At 26.9% G+C, this 19,164-nt stretch carries 13 protein-coding genes and 1 other RNA gene; 13 read left to right on the top strand and 1 reads right to left on the bottom strand.

Annotation, left to right across the window (positions count from 1 at the left end; all coding sequences use genetic code 4):
* Window positions 1–19 precede the first annotated feature (19 nt).
* The 5 genes from UPA3_RS02980 (at window position 20) to ssrA (ending at window position 11,661) form a co-directional block, all read left to right on the top strand.
* Window positions 20–1,339, top strand: a complete 1,320-nt coding sequence (locus UPA3_RS02980; protein ID WP_006688676.1) for an ABC transporter ATP-binding protein — start codon at window positions 20–22, stop codon at window positions 1,337–1,339.
* A gap of 18 nt (window positions 1,340–1,357) precedes the next feature.
* Window positions 1,358–7,009, top strand: coding sequence for a PDxFFG protein (locus tag UPA3_RS02975; RefSeq protein WP_006688978.1), 5,652 nt, complete (start codon window positions 1,358–1,360; stop codon window positions 7,007–7,009).
* A gap of 18 nt (window positions 7,010–7,027) precedes the next feature.
* Entirely contained in the window at window positions 7,028–10,423 is a 3,396-nt protein-coding gene (locus tag UPA3_RS02970; protein WP_006688653.1) for a peptide ABC transporter substrate-binding protein, read from the top strand.
* Window positions 10,424–10,431: 8 nt separating this feature from the next.
* Window positions 10,432–10,920 carry a hypothetical protein gene (locus tag UPA3_RS02965; RefSeq protein ID WP_006688639.1) on the top strand — a complete coding sequence of 163 codons (489 nt, stop codon included), beginning with the start codon at window positions 10,432–10,434 and terminating at the stop codon, window positions 10,918–10,920.
* Window positions 10,921–11,248: 328 nt separating this feature from the next.
* Window positions 11,249–11,661: a transfer-messenger RNA gene (gene ssrA / locus UPA3_RS03230) on the top strand.
* 104 nt (window positions 11,662–11,765) lie between these two features.
* Here the strand turns inward: ssrA and UPA3_RS02960 are convergent.
* The gene (locus UPA3_RS02960; RefSeq protein ID WP_006688484.1) at window positions 11,766–12,275 is read right to left on the bottom strand and encodes a GNAT family N-acetyltransferase; all 510 of its coding nucleotides are present in this window, start codon (window positions 12,273–12,275) and stop codon (window positions 11,766–11,768) included.
* A gap of 168 nt (window positions 12,276–12,443) precedes the next feature.
* On the opposite strand from UPA3_RS02960, the gene rpsF reads away from it, so the two are divergent.
* The 8 genes from rpsF (at window position 12,444) to UPA3_RS02920 (ending at window position 19,147) form a co-directional block, all read left to right on the top strand.
* Window positions 12,444–12,926, top strand: a complete 483-nt coding sequence (rpsF, locus tag UPA3_RS02955; RefSeq protein ID WP_006688782.1) for a 30S ribosomal protein S6 — start codon at window positions 12,444–12,446, stop codon at window positions 12,924–12,926.
* 44 nt (window positions 12,927–12,970) lie between these two features.
* Window positions 12,971–13,471: a single-stranded DNA-binding protein gene (locus UPA3_RS02950; protein ID WP_006688666.1), complete on the top strand. Its 501-nt coding sequence runs from the start codon at window positions 12,971–12,973 to the stop codon at window positions 13,469–13,471.
* Window positions 13,472–13,479: 8 nt separating this feature from the next.
* Window positions 13,480–13,719, top strand: a complete 240-nt coding sequence (gene rpsR / locus UPA3_RS02945) for a 30S ribosomal protein S18 (protein ID WP_006688517.1) — start codon at window positions 13,480–13,482, stop codon at window positions 13,717–13,719.
* Between the two features lie 83 nt (window positions 13,720–13,802).
* Window positions 13,803–14,240 (top strand): 50S ribosomal protein L9, encoded by a 438-nt coding sequence (rplI, locus tag UPA3_RS02940; protein ID WP_006688495.1) that lies wholly within the window; start codon window positions 13,803–13,805, stop codon window positions 14,238–14,240.
* Between the two features lie 5 nt (window positions 14,241–14,245).
* Window positions 14,246–15,706: a replicative DNA helicase gene (locus UPA3_RS02935; protein ID WP_006688818.1), complete on the top strand. Its 1,461-nt coding sequence runs from the start codon at window positions 14,246–14,248 to the stop codon at window positions 15,704–15,706.
* A 2-nt stretch (window positions 15,707–15,708) separates the two neighbouring features.
* Window positions 15,709–17,475: a hypothetical protein gene (locus UPA3_RS02930; protein WP_006688454.1), complete on the top strand. Its 1,767-nt coding sequence runs from the start codon at window positions 15,709–15,711 to the stop codon at window positions 17,473–17,475.
* A complete protein-coding gene (locus UPA3_RS02925; RefSeq protein WP_006688756.1) occupies window positions 17,454–18,092 on the top strand; it encodes a uracil-DNA glycosylase in 639 nt (212 codons plus the stop codon). The genes UPA3_RS02930 and UPA3_RS02925 overlap by 22 nt, the downstream gene beginning before the upstream one ends.
* 26 nt (window positions 18,093–18,118) lie before the next feature.
* Entirely contained in the window at window positions 18,119–19,147 is a 1,029-nt protein-coding gene (locus tag UPA3_RS02920; RefSeq protein ID WP_006688584.1) for a membrane protein, read from the top strand.
* Window positions 19,148–19,164 lie beyond the last annotated feature (17 nt).

The raw sequence follows: 19,164 nt of genomic DNA, 5'->3' as shown, positions 1-19,164 counted from the left end.
AAAATAAGGAGCATCAATTATGAGTGATACAAACCAGAAAAAAGCCTTTTTTAATCACAAAAAACGTTTTTGTTTACCAGACAAAATTACTATTCGCCCAGTTACTGAAGGTTTAATAGAACGATTAAATGCAAATCCTGAAAAAAAGCGTTTAGTACAAGTACGTCACTTAGATGTTACTTATGGTCATGGATTTAAAAAATTTAGAGCGGTTAAAGATATTTCATTTAATATTTATCAAGGTGAAGTTTTAGGATTAGTTGGTGAATCAGGATCTGGTAAATCAACAACCGGATCTGCGTTAATTGGTTTAGCGCGTCATAGTTTTGGGGATATTATTATTGATGGTATTAAATTGCCTAAACAAGGTGAGAAAGTTACTAAAGAACTAACTGATTTTATGGTTAATAATGTGCAGATGATTTTTCAAGATCCATCGAATTCACTTAATCCTTATGTAAATATTGAAACAGTTGTTTCAGAAGGATTAAATAATATTAAAGATTTGAAAAAATCTTTCTTACGTTTAATTTATAAAGATTATTTACGAGGATTAAAAAAAGAACTTAAAGCAAAAAATTTTTTAAATAATGAACAAGTACAAATTTTTTTAGAAAAAGCACAAGATTTAAAGTTTGATTATTTAAATGAAACTGCTCAACAAGAATTAATCCAATTATTCAATGAATTAGAATTAAATCATTTATCATTAGATAATAATGATGAAAAATTACAAAAAGCTTTTAATGATATTAATACTTGAAAATCAAAAACAAGAACAGACATCACGCGCCATTTAATTTTAGATGTTTTAAAATCAGTTGGTTTAGATGAAACCGTTCTTCGCCGTTATCCATTAGAATTTTCAGGTGGTCAACAACAACGAATTGGGATTTCAAGAGCTGTAGCACTTCGTCCGAAGTTATTAATTGCTGATGAACCAATTAGTGCTTTAGACGTTTCAATTCAAGCTCAAGTTGTGAATATTTTTAAAGAATTAAAAACTAAATATGATTTAACAATTTTATTTATTGCTCATGATCTACGAATGGTTGAATATATTTCAGATCGAATTGCAGTTATGAATAAGGGTGTGTTGTTAGAAATTGGTCCAACAAAAGAAATTGTTAATAATTTCTTACATCCATACACACGTTCTCTAATGGAAGCTGTACCTTCAATTGATTCAGAAAAAAAATCACTATTAGGTTATGTATATGATGCTAACATGCATGAATATACACCAACAAAACAACCAAAATGAATTCATTTAGGAAACGATCATTATATTCTTGGGACAGATGAAGAAATTGCTAATTGAAAAGCAGGAAAATATTAGAAAAGGAGCGAAAGCAATATGAAAAAAAGGTTAAAATTATCAGCTAAAATTGCAATTGCTTTTGCATCAGTTGGTGCATTTGCTGGTGCTGTTGTTGGTTTTATGAAATTATATGCTGTTTCTACTGGTGGACTTGGACGTCAAACATTACAAGTTAACAGTAGTTTTGATACGACAATTCCTAATCGTCAAGTAGATCGTGCTTTATTAATGGATCAATTTGGCAAACCAGTTGCTGATTATGATTTTAAAGCAAAAAAAGGTAATAATACACAAGTAACATTATTAATTGATTTTGGAAAATATAAAAAAGGTCAGAAAATTTCTTATCTTGAATTTTTAGATAATTTTGTTAATTTAAATAACAACAACTTACCAAATTTAAGATTAGAAGTGGGCCCAATTGTTTTCAATAACAATTATATCAATAGTATTTCTCCAGACGAATTCATTGAGTTTACTAATTGATTCTTTAAAAATGTTTCTTGAGGACCGGATTTGTTGACTTTGAAAGAATTTAAATTAAGTCGTGGAATTCAACAAAATGGTAACGCAATTACACTAGGGTTACATAGTGGTACAAGAGAAAGAACAGTAATTGAATTCTTCCCAGATGCTTTTTTTGGTTCATTACCAATTTATAATATTAATGCTGGCCCCGGCAATGCTTATGATTCATTAGCACGACAAGTTAATAAAGATGCTATGACATTAGAAGAATTAGAAGAATATCATCAAAAAATTCCTTTAATGATTTCAGCATATAATAGCCATAGTTTTGGTGGTGTTAAATTAATTGATGTCCTAAAAAACGCAAAAAATACTTATTTATTTAATGCTGATAAGTACTTTGATTTAACAAAAGATCCACTAAATTTTCCTAATTTAAAAAATCTTAAAGCAAGTGATCGAACATTAAATTATCTTTTTTATGCTCAAAACGAACAACAAGCAAAACAAAAAGTACAAGCATATTTAAACGAATTACAATTTGTTAAAGGGTTAATTCCAAAAGATAAAAAATTTAATCCTAAAATCGACGTTAAAATGGATGAAATTAATAAAATTAAAATTAATGAATTTTTGGAATTTAATGCTAGTGCTTCATCTCCTTTTGGTGGTTCGCTTGATCTTGAATCAATTGGTAAATCAAGTGGTAATCAAAATTATTTACTAATTGATGCAACCATTGGTGGCCAACAACAAAAAATTAAATACTACATGTTTAAGGATGAATTCACTACTAAATCAAGTTCAAATGATGAATTTATTCAAAATGATAATAGTATTTTAGCATCAAGTTTACGTGAAATAATTACTAAAAATTTTAATGATTATATTGATCAAAAACAAAATTTTAAAAATGTTTATGATGTTGAATCTACATTTAAAAATAAACAATTTTATATTTATGATATTGATGGTAATGGTAAAAATCCCCATTTTTATAAATCAAAAGAATCATTATTAGAATCTGAATTAGTTAACTATGATGAGAAAAAAGTTTCATTGGTAACTATTACTAAAACAAAAGTCGAAGGTTTAAATAAACTAATTTTAACAACAAAAGATGATAAAGATTTAATTTTAGAATCACCTAAAAATAATCCAAAAGGTTATAATTATGATTCAAGTTTTGATGATGCTTTCAACACTCTTAAAGTTGCGGCTAATTATTTTGATGTTTTTACACCTCGTTTGATTAAACAAGGAAGTAAATTTGTTAACGGCAAAATTATTAAAACTTATACTATTTATGTTGATGCATATAGCGGTTTATTAGATAAGGTTTTAAATAAAAATCGTCATTTATTACAAAAAATTAATGGTATTCATACAGAAGTTGTTCAAGATAAATATGGTAAAAATACATATAAAGTTGTTAATGGTGAATACGAAGGTATTTATGTAACTGATCGAATTCCTTATTTATCATTAGTTGCTCAATCTGATCCTGCATTTAAAACAACAGGTATTAACTATTTAAAATATGTAAGTACACACGAATATGGACATCACCAAACATTACAAGACATGAAAGATATTAGTGATAGTAATGATTCAGTTATTGGTGGAGGAATTGATTCTAGATCGGGAGTTAGTGATGAATCATATGTAAATGGTAAGGCATTACAAGATTATTTAAATGCACGTTCTAGCGGAATTACCTTTAGAAAAACTGATGTTGATTATAATCCAACAAAAGATGGGTCATTCTTTAATTTTTCATTAAATAACGATCCTAAAAATCCAGTTTGAGAAACACAAAAAGATATTTTTGGTTCCGTTAATGCTGATGATCCTAAAGCCTTTTTCTATAATAAAAAACGTCGTTTTTTACAAAAATACGATGAATTATTTGAGGCGGCAAAATTACGTAATGTTAAACCATATGATTTATTTATTATGAATTCATTTGATCATGAATCTGCAACTGTTAACCCATCATTTGGCCCTGACATTAAAGATCCAAGTCGTTTAAAAGCTGAATATTATTTTTATAATGATCAAAATAGTCAAGAACAAAAAAATGATAATTTTAAATTTGGTAGTGTTATTGAAAAACCAGGACTTTCAAAATATGATGGTATTTTAAAAGATGGTATGGGAACACCAATTAAATTTAGTAAAGATGGTAGAGCAATTGTTTATAAACTTCACAAGAAAAAACATCCATACAAAAAAGATGATATTGAAATTTTAATTAAAACCAAAAACAATACACCAGTAATTGATTTATCAACTTGTTTAAAATCAGATGGGACAATTAACACAAGAAAACTTAATGAAAAAGTGAGAGAGATACAAGATTCAATTAATAGCCTAATCGTTAAAAATTACTATAATGGTGGTTGAGATGAAAACGGTAATTTTGATACATCAATGTTTAATTTAAAAACATATTTTGATCACCCAATGTTTACTTCAAATGAAAAACGAAAATGAGCTGAACGAATTACTGATGCGATGTTTAAATACCCTGATTTTAACATTAGCAAATCTTTAAAATTAGATGAAAAAGCGAATGCATCATCTGTTCCATATTATAAAAAAGTTCTTTCGCAAATTATTGGCGAAGATATTACAAATAAAACCTTTGACCAATTTAAATATGCTTTATTAACTTTACAATACAATGCATCAAAAATTTGAGATAATAAATCTAAAGAAGAAGTCAGCAAACTTGATCCAGAATTAATAGAAATTAAAAAATATTATGACAAACAGTTTGATCGTTTCGGTGTTAAAAATGTTAATGTAGTTGCTCAAACAACATTATTTAATTATTTTGACGCTGGAATTGAAGGTAATAATGGTTATAAATATTTTGTTAAACCAAAAGAAAAAGAACTATATCAAAATATTTTAAGAACAAAAACAAAAGAATCAGTTGAATCAATTATTGGTATCCGTCCTAGCTATCTTACACAAAATAAAATTACTTCATATGAACAATTATTTAATAAAAGCATGATAAATTTAAATGAATTTGGAACTATTAAGTTGATTGTTGATAGAGGTGATGGAAAAGATAATAAACATTTAAAAAAGCTTGACGAATTAACAGAAAAAGAAATTTACCCATTAATGATTTTAACGCCTGCTGAAGCACAAGCAATTAATTTTGATTATCTAAAATCAAATAATGGATCATTCACTCCTCTTACACTTGAAAATAATGGATCAAAATTCTACACAATTAAATTTAAAGATATTCCTTCTTTAATTGAATTTATGTCTGTGGATCCAGCTAAATATACAATTGTGGAAAATGCTTTAAGCTCAAGTCATGAAAATGTTCGTAAATGAGATTATGAATATTTAAAAGAACGTTATGATGTTGATAAATTTTTCAATGAAGTAATAAAAAAACAAGAAGCATATAAAAATCTAACACTAGAAGAGTTTAAACAAAATCTGACAGGTTTATTATTTGATGGATTTACAGAATCTAATGATATTTTTAAATTTTATAAATCAAAAGATTTTAACCCATCTGAATTAGATAAATACAAACAAGTGTTTGATGGCAAACTAGGTTTATATGGATTTAGAAGTTTTGGTAATAAATATGAAAGACCAGGCTCACCATATGGAGAGCCACTTGATACATATAATTTTGCTGGTAATCCACAGAATGTTTGAAAAGCAAAACCAAACCAAAAAAATGTACGTACTGTTGATTCAATTATTAAAGGAATTCAACTTGAAATTGAACGAAAACACCGTGAGAATAACACTTTAAACTTTGGTCAATTATTACAATATGCTTTTGGATTTACAATTTATACTGATATACCTGGTGGTTCAAAAGATATTTATGGTTGATTAGGATCATTTTTTGGGATTTCTCAATCGTCTGAAATTCCAAATGCTGATGGAACTGTTGTTTCATCAGATTATGTAACATTAAATAAAAAACGTGTTCAAGAAAAATTAAACGAAATTTTTGGGGATTATGTATTTAATATTGCTGAGGTATTAACACGTGATTATGTACAAACTGTATTTATTCCTTCACAAAATGAGTTAGATAACCTACCAAATTATATTTCAGGTTTAAGTGATTTTAATACAGGGAATGAATATGTCTTTAGTGGTGATAATACAAAACAATGAAACGAGCGTTTAATTCCAGTAAATAATTTCTTAAGTGTATCAAATACAATCGCATTAAATACCTTATTTGCAACAAATAATTACGAAAAAATTCAAAATGTTTTAGCAAATCAGGCTTTAAATGTTTATCAAAAAAATCAACAGTTATTTGATGATTATCTAACAAAACCACAAGAATTAGAAAGTAATTTTAATAAAGTTAAGGAAAGCTTTTTATCTAATGCTAACTTTTTAGCATTGACAAAAACTCATGATAGTGATGTTTTAAATAATTTGAATTCATATTCTTTTCTAACACGTTTAAGTCCTAAATCTAATTCATATATCGGTAAAACAAGATTAACAAATAATGGTTTTTTCAAAGACCGTTGATTAAGAAAAATTATTGATTGAGAGATTTATGATGACAATCGTGAACCAATTAAAGATGATCATTTAAATATTTTGGAATTAGATAATAAAACAAAAGTAACAGATCGTGCTCGAGCAATGTGACTATATATATTAAGATCAAAAGGTATTGGTGATCGAACATTAGCTCAAATTTATCGAAATAAAGAAAAAGATTCTATTTTAATGTATGGTTTCTTTAAAAAAGAATATAAGGATAAAGTTAAAAAAATTGCAATAAAAAATAAAAATAATGGCAAAATAGAATATATCGATGTTCACACAGATAATACAAATAATTTATTTTATCTAAAACGTCAATCAGACATTAATTCTAAATGAACATTAGAAGATGAAGGTTATGTTTCATGAACAAGTGATTATGCAATTTTATCTAATTTCACTAACCAATTAATTGGTTATGATTCAATTAATGCCAAAGGAAGTGAATTTGAAATATATTTTGTGGATAAAGATCTAAAAGAAGTTATGGATTTAAGTGATCCAAAAAACCCAAAAAGTTTAATGACTTTAGGTTCACGCAAATATGTTGCTGAAAACGGTAAATCATATACTGTTTCACCAGTTTATGCAAGAAACGAAAATACAAAAGATAAAAATCGTACAATTATTAGAATTTCAAACCAATTCTCAGTTTAGTAAATTAAGGAGTTTAAAATGAAAAAAATAAATAAGAAAATTATATTTTTATCTATTGGAATTGTTGGTTTAATTCCCGTTGCTGCGATTATTGCTTCTTGTGCTAGAACTAAGACCACTAAAGAACAAAATAAAATTAGTCCATATTTAGAAGATGGTAGTAATTTTGGTTTGGCAATGGATGCAATCAACACATTGAATTATGTAAAATTTGCATCGCTTCGTAAAATTGTATTTTCACTAGTAGATGGTTTAATAAAAGAAGCGCCATCAACAAATTCAACAATCGGTAACTTATTAGGAATATCAAAGTTGTTTTTAAATCAATATAAAAATCCAGTTGATGCAGGTTTTAATAATATGACTGATGCACAATTAGAAGGTATGAGAATATCACCATCATATGTTGATTTATCATCTTTTGGAATTAATTCTGGAGCGTTAGCACCAACAGTTAGTGAAGATGATCCAACATGAGTTTTTTATAACAATTCAAATAATCGTATTGTTGCAACAAAATTTACAACTAATTTTGGCGCTTCGAAATGAAGTGATGGTAAAGAAGTTAATGCACAAGATTTCATTGATGCAATTCAGTATATTTTAGACTTAAATACTGGTAGTCAATTACGTTCACACTTATTACGTTTTAACATCAAAGGAACAAACGCTTTTAATGATGCTCAAGAAGAATATATTCGTAAACATGGCGTTCCTTATAAAAACCCTTTTGGTCGTGCTCCATATATTTTAAATAAGCAAACAGGTCAATGAGAAGAAGATCCTAATTTTGTTCCATACCAAAACCAAACTTTTGATAAAAATGGTCACCCTGTTGATGATCTAGAAATTGCGGCAATTAAAAAAGCAGCTTATGAAATTGGATTAAGTACAGGTCAAGCCTATACTAATATTTCAAATAAAGAATTAAAAGAAGCTTTAAAATTACCTGAAAATAAGGATTTCAAATTTCATGAGTCAAAAACTTTAACAATTTTTAATCCTAAATATGATCATAAAAAACCAGATAAAAACACACCTGAAAAAATTGTTATTAATTTAATTGAAAACCCTTCGTTTAATCATCGTCAAAAGTTGGCAAGTGATGATTTACAAACTTTAGCTAATTCAAAAGATTTATTTAAATTTAAATCATTACCAACTTCACGTTTTGATTTACTAATGGAATTTGAGACTTATGCTCCAAAACCTTCATTTAGTGTTTTATTGACTGATATTTTAGGAAACCAAGCTTTACTACCAGTTAATCGTCGTTTTATTGAAACACATGGTGGAATTGAAAAATTCGGTTCTACTCTTGAAAATTTTGTTTGAAGCGGTCCATTTAATATTGCTGATGTTGTTTTAGGACCTCAAGGTTATATGACATTAGAAAAAAATAAAGATTATTTTTCAGCTAATTGAACAATTAGCGATAAGATTAAAATTTATTTTAATTCTAAAAATGAAGTTACATCACTTTGATTTGAACAAGGGATGATTTCATCAACTACTGTTCCACCATCATATCAATTAAAATTCTGAGCGCAAAGTAAAATGCGTGATTTAATGAAAAAACAAGCAGGGGCTGGAACGGTTGCAATGCAATTTAATTTAGATCGTCAATCACGTTATGATAGTTATCAAGAATATTTAAAAAATCCTAATAAGGACATTCCAATCCTAGATCCTGATTTACGACGTGCAATTGCTTTTGCTATTAACAGAGAAAACATATTAAAATTATCTGGTTGAACTTCATCTTTTCCAGTTACAACTTGAACATCATTTCAAAGAATTAAAGATTCAAAAGGGCGTAATTTAGAATATTGATTTGATAATAAACGTTTTGATAGTGAATACATTGATACTATTAAAGATGAAAAAACACATGAAACAAGAAAACAAAACCGTTCTTTTTTAATCCAAAATAATGATTTTAGTGACCACGTTGCTGCTAAAAATTCAACATTTGAAAATATTAACCGAAAAGATACTGGTTTTGATCCACAAGTTGCTAAATTTTATTTAGATAAATATAAGAAAAAACATCCAGATAAAAAACAAGTTGTTTTAAAATTTGTTTATCCTACCGAACCAGCTGATATTGGAAAAGCTGTAATTGCTATTAAAGATTTAATTGACCGTAATCTGAATGGTTATGTAAAATTAGAGTTACAAGCATTACCGCCAAACACATTTGTGACATTTGCAAATAGTGGTAAATTTGATATTTCTTATCAAAACTTTGATAAATATGCTGGTAGTACTTATGACTCAGCATTAGGATTATTTTTAACACCTGATGGAATTGATTTAAAAAATAATAAAAGCTCAGGTTATGAATTAAATCCAACAGGATCTTGAACGCCAAAAAACTTTTTTGATCGTTATAAAAATAAAGCAGAATTAGATTACGCTTTGAAACGTTTACATATTAGTGAAGAAGACGCTGATATTATTCGTGAATTGGTAACGCCAACAAATATTAAAACAAGTGAAGTTTATAATCCACAACACCTAACAAATAGAGCTGATTTACGTAAATTAAAATTAAAAGATAAAGCCATTCCAATGTTTGATGTTAATTATTCTGAATATGACGCTAAGATCATTCATGATTTAGAACACCAAATTAATAAATTAAATCAAAAAATTAAAAATGAGCCTACAAGTAGTTCGAAATCAACGTGAGAAAAAGAAGCTAATAATCTACAGAACGAAATTGATACAATGCAAGAACGTGAATTTTATTTATCAGAAGAGTTCTTAAATAAACACGATCCAAAACGTGAAAATAAACCGTTTTTACTAGTATTGCAAAATAATGTAACAGGTCAATTTACAACGCTACAAATTCAACCAGTTATCGATAAAAAAACAAATCAATATGTTCAAGCTACAAAAGAAGATTATGCAAAATATTATAATAAAGAAAATATTGATGAAATTAATTTCAAAAAACGATTTAAATACAAATTTTCTATTAAAAAATTACCAATTGGATCATATCAAGTAATCAACTTATCTTACATAAATGATTTAAAACCATTATTAAGTAAGTACTTAAGAAATGAGAATAATGAAATATCTGATAAAGTTAATAATGAAATTTATATGACAAAATTAGAAACAGTTGTTGATCAACGTAAAAGAATTATTGATTTCTTTTCAGGGAATCGTCCAGGTTGAGAAGATGATGATAGTATCTTTAGAACAATTTTAAATTTAGAAAAAATTTTACGTGATGAAGCAGCAATTGTGCCTATTATGGAAATTGATACAAACTGAACGATTTCATCACTTGGTGGTATGAAAAATAACTTTACATATTATTTACAATTTGCTTATGATTATCGAAGACCTCCACGTCCTGGTTTACCAACATCACCACAAGCAGAAGGGGATAATTAAAAAAGATTATGGATTTAATTTTTAAAAGATTAAAGTTTATTTCAATTCAAAATTGAGTTTTACTTTTATTTGCAGCTGCGTTATTTGTTTGTGTAGGAGCTTGAATTGGTCATGAATTAGTGCGTCATAATTTATTTGATGCATATACCCTAAATCATGAAAAAGAATTAATTAACATGTTAAATCCTAAAGATTTAGAAGTTTATTTATCACAAAAAGAACAAATTCGTTTATCAATTGGTTTTTTTGGCCTATTTTTAGTTTTATGAACATTAACATATTTAATTAGCTTAGTTGTTAATATTCGCATTTTAATTAAGTATTTAAATGATTTTAATGAAAATAAAACGAAAGTTAAAAAAGCTTTAATTATTTCATTAATTCCTTTCATACACTATGTCTCATCAATTTTATTAACAGTTGTGTATGATAAAGTATTTAATTGAAATCGAAAAAAAAGTCACACTTTACAAGAAGAATATATCTCGGCTTATTAAAATAATAAAAACAGGGTGAAGTTGCGCTTTTAGCACAAAACCCTGTTTTTCTAAATAAATAAAACATAAATACTATAGTATTTTTAACTTTATTTTTCAAAATAAAGTTAAACTTCTAAATAATTTTGATATTCTAAACTAGAATATTTGTGTCAAAAAATGAAGTGGATAATTTTTTAAAAAATACTATTGAATAAACATAAATAATATAACCATGAACTACAAAAAACAAGATAAAAATGTTTACAAACATTAATAATCTTGTTTTTTGTTTTTTAATCCTTTAAAATATTATTAACTATAAATTATTTATAGTGCTATTTTATTTGGGGATGTCACGGTTTCGACGTGACACATTAATTTTTAATTGCAGTGGGGTTAGCCCCTTATCGCTTTCGAGGCATTTTAAATGCAGAAAATAAAAAATCTTCTGAAGTAGAATTAAACCCAGCGTTTATGGCTTCAGCTACTAATGCAAACTACGCTTTTGCGTACTAATTAGTTATTAGTAGAAACGTTCATTAACATAATTACTATTGGTTGGTTTTTGGGCTTATTTTACAATAGTTTTAAATTTAAAATTCTTATTTGTTGTTTAAATTTAAATAGATTTAACAAATAGTTAGTTAATTTTAAATTTGTTTTATTAGTTATTAACTACACTATTTTTAATAAAACTAAACTGTAGATATTATTAATTATGTGTTGCGGAAAGGGGTTCGACTCCCCTCATCTCCACCATCACAATTTCGAGTAGAAATTTAATTATTATTAAAATTTGTTGTGCAATTCAATAAGTTGTGACCAAAAATCATGGTTAATAATTCCATGATTTTTTTATATTATTATAATTCTAAAGTCATATGAATAATGTCTTGACCATCATCTTCTAAAGTCATTTCTTTTTGAATTTTAAATCCCATTTTTAACCAAAATTCTCTAGCGCCTGGCAAGTGATGGTGTGTGTGTAAATAAAAACATTTAATTCCTTGTTTTTTAGCTTGGTCTTTTAATGCGTTAAACAAACGAGTTGCAATTCCTTGACGTCGAATCAAAGGATCAATATATAATTTACCAACCTCACTTGTTTTAGTACTTCTATCTAGATAGAATAGATTATTATATCTATAATCGTATTCATGACATGAAATTGTTCCAACTAATTCATGTGTATCTTCTAAAAAAACACTAAACCATATTCCTAAAGGATTAATAATGTAAGTTTGTTTAAAATTAACTAGTTCCTTAGGTAAGTTATTATGATCAACTTTGGGATAAAGTTTTTTACGGAAAGCAACAACATATGCTACGACGGTATTAATATCTTGTTCATTGATTTTTTCTATCAAAACCATAATTTAAAATCTAAAAATCCTATGCCATACTTAATAATTTAACTTTATTATACTGCTAAATTTGCTATAATTTTAACGTTTATTCAACAATAATTATTGAACTAAACACTCTTGCTAATTTTAAAACAACAAAATTAGCTATTAATATCCATAAGAGGAGTAAAATAAATGGCGAAATACGAAATTATGTTAGTTGTTCGTGGTGATTTAGATCAAGAACAAGCTAATAAAGTTGCAAATGAATTAAAAGCAACTTTAAAGAATACAGAAGTAAAAGAAAATAATTATGATGGCGTGCAACAATTAGCTTATGAGATTAATAAGTTAAAAACAGCTTATCGTTATGTTTATAATTTTGAAACTACTGATGTTAGCCTAATTAATGAATTTAGACGTTTAGCAATTATTAATAAAAATGTATTGAGACATATTATTATTAATTTAGAAAAAGATTACGGTTATAAAGCAACTGTTAATACTAAAAAAGTACAACGTAATGAAAAACGTGCTGAAGTTTATGCACGTCAAAAAGAAGAAGCAGAACGTCGTGCAGTAGAACGTCAAGCAGCTTATGAAGCAATGAAAGCCGAACGAGAAGCAGCTGGTTTGCCAGTTAAAGAATTTGTTAAAAACACAAATTCAAAACGTTAAAAATAACGTATTTTAATTTAACTTTAAAGATATTGAGGCGTAAAATGAATAAAGTAATATTGATTGGTAATTTAGTACGTGATCCAGAAGCTCGTCAAATACCAAGTGGGCGTTTAGTTACTAACTTTACAATCGCTGTAAATGACAATACACCTAATGCTAATGCAAATTTTATACGTTGTGTTGCTTGAAATAATCAGGCTAATTTCTTAACAACATATTTAAAAAAGGGTGATGCCATTGCAATTGAAGGACGTATAGTTTCTCGAAGTTATGTCGACAATAATGGTAAAACAAATTATGTAACTGAAGTTTACGCTGATCAAGTTCAATCATTATCACGTCGAAACCAAAGTCCTAGTGATAACAATAAGGTAAATGTTGATACAATGATGGAATCATATACAGGTATTAATACTGATGCAGCATTTAGTTCAAACAAACCTCAAACTACCCTTTCATCGACAACATCAAATTTAAATAAAAATAATGATGAAGAAGATGAAATTACAAGTTGAATTAATCTTGATGATGATTTAGAATAGGAGATTTTATGGCCAAAGTAACTAATAACCGTAATCGTAAACCACGTAAAAAAGTTTGTATTTTATCTGCTAAAGGAATCGAACATGTCGATTACAAAGATGTAGAATTACTACAACGTTTTATTAACAATAATAACAAAATTGCATCACGACGTGTAACAGGAGCAAGTGCTCGTATGCAAAGAAGAATTGCAAATGCAATTAAACGTGCACGTTTCGTAGGATTACTTCCATACGTTAAAGAATAATTAAAATCAAAATAAAACGAATGTGTCATTTTATAAATAATTAATGATATGTTCGTTTTATTTAAATAATAAGGAGTAAAGTTATGAAAGTTATTTTATTAGAAGATATTGCAAGTCTTGGTAAAAAAAATGAAATTATTGATGTTAGTGATGGTTATGCAAAAAATTTTTTAATTCGACAAAAAAAAGCAGTTGCATTAACAAATAAATCACAAGAAGTTTTAAATAAAGATCTTGCAATTTTAGAAGCTCAAGAACAACAAGCAATCTTAGACGCAACTTTACTAAAAGATAAACTAGAGCAAAAGCCTCTACAATTTTTTTTAAAAACAAATAATTTACAAACTTTTGGATCAATTAGTAATAAACAAATTATTGATGAAATTAATAAAGAACAAAAATTTATAACAAAGCATATGATAACAAAACCACATGCATTAGGTATTGGTGAACATATTGTTGAAATTTTATTGCATAAAAAGGTTACTGCTAAACTTCATGTTATTGTTAGCAAAGAATAATAATTATGCCAACAAAAGACTTAAATGATGCGATATTAGATTTGTTTTGTTTAATTATTAATAATAATGACTTTTGAAAAGATGTTGTTTTACGTTTAGAAGTTAAAGATTTTCCAGAAAAGATTCAGCAAAATATTTTTAATACAATTGCTAATTTAAACGAACAAAAGTATAAAATCAATGAATCAAATATTTTAAATGCATTAGCTAATTATGTGATTATTGATGAACAAGATCAAAATTATTTATTACATAAGAATTATTTACTTCAAATTTTAGATCGTACTGATTATTTAGTAGATTTAAAAGATTGTATTGAAATTATTAAGAATGCTTCAATTAAAAATAAACTTGATGTTTTTGCAAATGAGATTTTAGCAACCCAAATTTCATTAATTAACGCTAAAGATCAATTTAAAGAAATGCATGAAAAATTTTTAGAAATTCTTGCATCACGAACCGAAGATACTATTGAAAATATGGAATTAATTGCTAATCGATATTTTGAGAAATTAAATAAAATAGGCAATAGCGGGATTATTCCTGGAGTTATTAAAACTAAATACGATAATATTGATAAATTCACTAATGGTTATAAACCTGGAGAATTAGTTGTTATTGCCGCTCGTCCTGGAATTGGAAAAACTACATTTTGTTTAAATGTTATGGTTAACAATGTTAATGAAATTATTGAATATAACGAAAATATTCAACCAAATCAAAAAGAAAAGATCATTGTAATGTTTTCGCTTGAAATTACTAAAGAACAAATTTTACAAAAGTTTATCTCAATTAAAACAGGAATTTCTAATCGTGAAGTTATAGAAAATAAATATCGTATAACTAAAGGATATGACACAAGGTCTTTTGCTATGCAAGCAATCAATGATATTAAAAGTTGACCTATTTTTATCGATGATCGTCCTAATATTTCAATTGTAGACATTGAAGCAAAATTATATGATTTAAAAAAACGTTATGATATTGCTTTAGTCGTTTTAGATTATTTACAATTGGTTTCAGGAGGCAATGCAAATAAAAATATGACAAGAACACAAGAGGTAGGTCGTGTTTCAAGTGCATTAAAAATCATTGCTAAAGAAATTAATGCACCAGTAATCGCTATCGCTCAACTTTCACGTAAAGCAGAAGAACGTGATGTAAGCAATAATGTTAATATGAAAAATAACCCTTTAGTAAAAACAATTGATAATTCCCCAAAATTGTCTGATTTGCGAGAATCTGGATCAATTGAACAAGATGCTGACGTTGTTGCTTTTTTACATTGGGATCGAAAACAACGCAATTTTATGCAAAATGATAATCAAGAAACCCGAATGCGCGATGATTTGATTGAAGCAAAATTTATTGTTGAAAAGAACCGAAACGGGTCAACAGGTGAAACTGATATTATTTTTTCTAAATTAAATAGTAAATTTATTCGTGCAACCACTTCAAAGGAGTAAATATGAAAAAAAACAAAAGTAAAAAGCTAATTTTTTCAATATTAGGAATTAGTTTTATTGGATTAACGCCAATTGTTGCTGCATCGTGTTCAGCAGCTGCTCATCCTCAAGTTAATGTTCATTATGTTAGTGCTAATGCTACAACTAATAATATTGGTAAAATTAAAATTCGAGCCTTTGAAGGTAAGAATCAAAAACATGAAATGATTTTTGAGAATCAAAATTTATTAGATGATGTTTATTATGCGGCAGGTGATTTAACTTATACGAGTGTTAAAGATAATAAACGCTTTGATAAAAACAATAAAGAAATCGATCAATTTGGTTATTTGGTTCCCAAAAAAGAAGTTTGAACAAAAAGTTTATCAAGTTCAACTAAACTAACACCAATTGATTTGAGTATTTTGCAAAATGAATTGATTCGTTTAATTGGTAATAAGTTAAATTTTGATTCAACAAGTAAATATGCTAATAATTTAGAAATTCTTGACCAAACAAAAAAACAAACTGTTTTTAACCAAAAACTATATTCAAGTGATGAATTAACAAAAATAAATAAGGTTAGTGAATTAATCAACTCTTTAGTTATTAGTGATGGATTGTATACTTATATTACCTCTATGACAGATCAATTAATAAAATGATTAGCAGAACATGCATTTAATAACCATTCAAATAAAGATTTTGAACTTTTTAAAGGGTTAAAAAACGAAGTTGCTAAAGAATTTTTATTAGCTTTAGTACAAGGTGTAGGTGCAGGTAAACATACATACAAACTTGCTTTATATAATTTTAGTTTTGATTGAGAATATGTAGATGCAATTACAGGTTTAAGTATTAATAAACCTAATTTTGGTGTTAAAGTAAATGATGAATTATTAGTTAATCCAAGTTTAAAAAATGTTCTTGTACGTTTAAAAAATATTAAATTACAATATGCTTGATATAACTCTTCAAACAAAAAAGCTGGATCATTTATGGAAGCTAGTTCTAATGGTAGTCAACTAAATGCACTTAGTTCAATTAACGCTGCTTTATCAAGTGTTGATAAAAAAACTTATGCTGAAATTCATGATGATCACAAACCAGAAATTCGTAATTTAGTTTATGAAATTCCATTAAAAGATATGGTAGTTAATTTTGCACCATCAACAATGCGTTCTGCTAATATTAATCAAAAAGCAACACAAACTCTTCAAGAAAATTTTTTAAAAATTAAAAATCAAAAAACAGGGTTAACTGAGACAGAGAAAAAACGTACAACTGTTTATAATGAATACTACACAGGTACATTATCTAAAATTCATGCGTTTAGTATTTTGGGCCGCGATTTAAAACAAGAATTAAAAAACGAAGCTAAAGTTAATAAAAAAGAGTATGTTGAAGATAAAAAACTTGAAGACTGACAATATTATGAACATGATCGTGGTCTAAATGGTGTTTATCCATATGCTTTCTTAGGTGAAAAAAAGATCAATGAATTAAAAATAGATGATTTCATCAAATCACGCAAATTTGTTGAAGCAATTAAAGCATCTAACAATTCTCGTACTATTTTACCTGTTACTAACCCTGAAAACAACCAAATTTTATCAAAACAATCATATTCGCAATTAGCAATGATTGCTTTAGAAAATAAGGATGCTAATATTCATAATTTGACTAGTTTTAAAGCTGCTAAGAATAATTTTAGAAAATATCTTTTTAACCTTAATGAAATTAAAAGTGTAAATGTTAACTATAGCAAATGAAATGAAAAGAATTCATAATTAATGAAACTAAACAAAGTTATTTAAAAAATATTATTAAAAAAATCAACAACATCGAGAATCATCAAGTAGTTTTTCCTTTAAAAAAACAACGGTTTAGATGTTTTGATTTTTTTGATATTGAACAAACTAAAGTTGTTATTTTAGGGCAAGATCCATACCATACACCTAAAATAGCTAATGGTTTGTGTTTTAGTGTGGATTTAGGAAATAATTTACCAGGATCACTAATCAATATTTTTAAAGCTTTAGAATATGATTTACAAATAAAAAGAACAAACCCTGATTTGTCTGATTGGGCAAAACAAGGAGTTTTATTGTTGAATACTGTTTTAACTGTTAACGCTCATCAACCAAATTCGCATAAAAATTTTGGTTATGAAGAATTAATTAAAAATGTGTTTAACGAACTTAGAAAACAAAAGCATGTTGTTTATTTATTATGAGGAAAACAAGCTATGAGTTACATTAATTTGATTGATCAAAAACAAAATTTAATTTTATGTGCTTCACATCCTTCGCCATTAAGTGCACATCGTGGTTTTTTAACTTGTAAACATTTTAGTAAATGCAATGATTATTTAATTAAACATTTACGCACTCCAATAAAATGATAAAATTTATTAATTAGTGAGGTGAATCTGTGACAAATATAATGAGTGTATTACATACAACTAATACTTCACAAGGTAATGGAATTAATTCATGACAATCAATTTTAATTTTTTTAGCATTTTTGATTGTTTTTATTATCTTTACAGTTATTAAAAAAATCTATTATTCAATTCGTTTTCAAAAGCGTTTTTATATTATTCCTAAAACTTCGGTTAAAGGGATTTCAAATATTGCTATGGTGATTTCGATTTCTGTTGCAGTGATTATATTATTAACAGTTTTATCAGCTAACACAGCTTCTGTAATTTTTCGTGCTTGACCAGGTACACGTGTTACTTTAGAAGGGATTCTTATTAAAATTGGAGGTTTATTATTTGGTCCAATTTTAGGTATTTTTATTGGTGCAATGACTGATTTATTATCTGTGGCTATGACTGCTGGTGTATTTCATTATGGTTATTTAATTGCTGCTATGGCTTATGGATTAATTGGAGGACTAATTCGAATTATTCTAACTACTTCCAAAAAAAAGGATTTACCATTTGCAATTTATAGTTCAATGGCAACTATTTTAATTGGTGTAGGAATTGCCTTATTTTTATATTTTGCTCCAGGAATTGGTGATAAGGGTTTTAATATTCAATTATTTGGTTTTGATATTAAAATTGCACGAACATTGATGATTGGCATTATTTTAGGTTTTTTCTTATTATCAATTATCGTTGTTTGGTTTAGTTTATTGATAAAATATTGATTCAATAAAAAAAATAAAGCTAAAACCAAAACAAATTGATTCATTATATTTGCCCCTGTTTTAGTAACAATTTTACTAACTGAAGCAGTGGTTAATGTACTAATGATGCCATCGTTTGATGCTGAATTATCAAGTCTAAAATATACACAATGATTATCAATTCGTGCTGTTTTATTTATTCCAATGGTGGTTTTAAACTTATTGATTATTTATCCAATTTTTAAAATTGTTGTTCCTTTAATTCGTTATGATTATGAAGATGATATTGTTGAGGATAAACATATTCCAATTCATGTTGACTAATAAAGAAAAGAGAAATT

This window comes from Ureaplasma parvum serovar 3 str. ATCC 27815 (genome assembly GCF_000019345.1).
GTDB classification, from domain to species: Bacteria; Bacillota_I; Bacilli_A; order Mycoplasmatales; family Mycoplasmoidaceae; genus Ureaplasma; species Ureaplasma parvum.
This window is presented reverse-complemented; position numbering and strand designations above follow the sequence as displayed.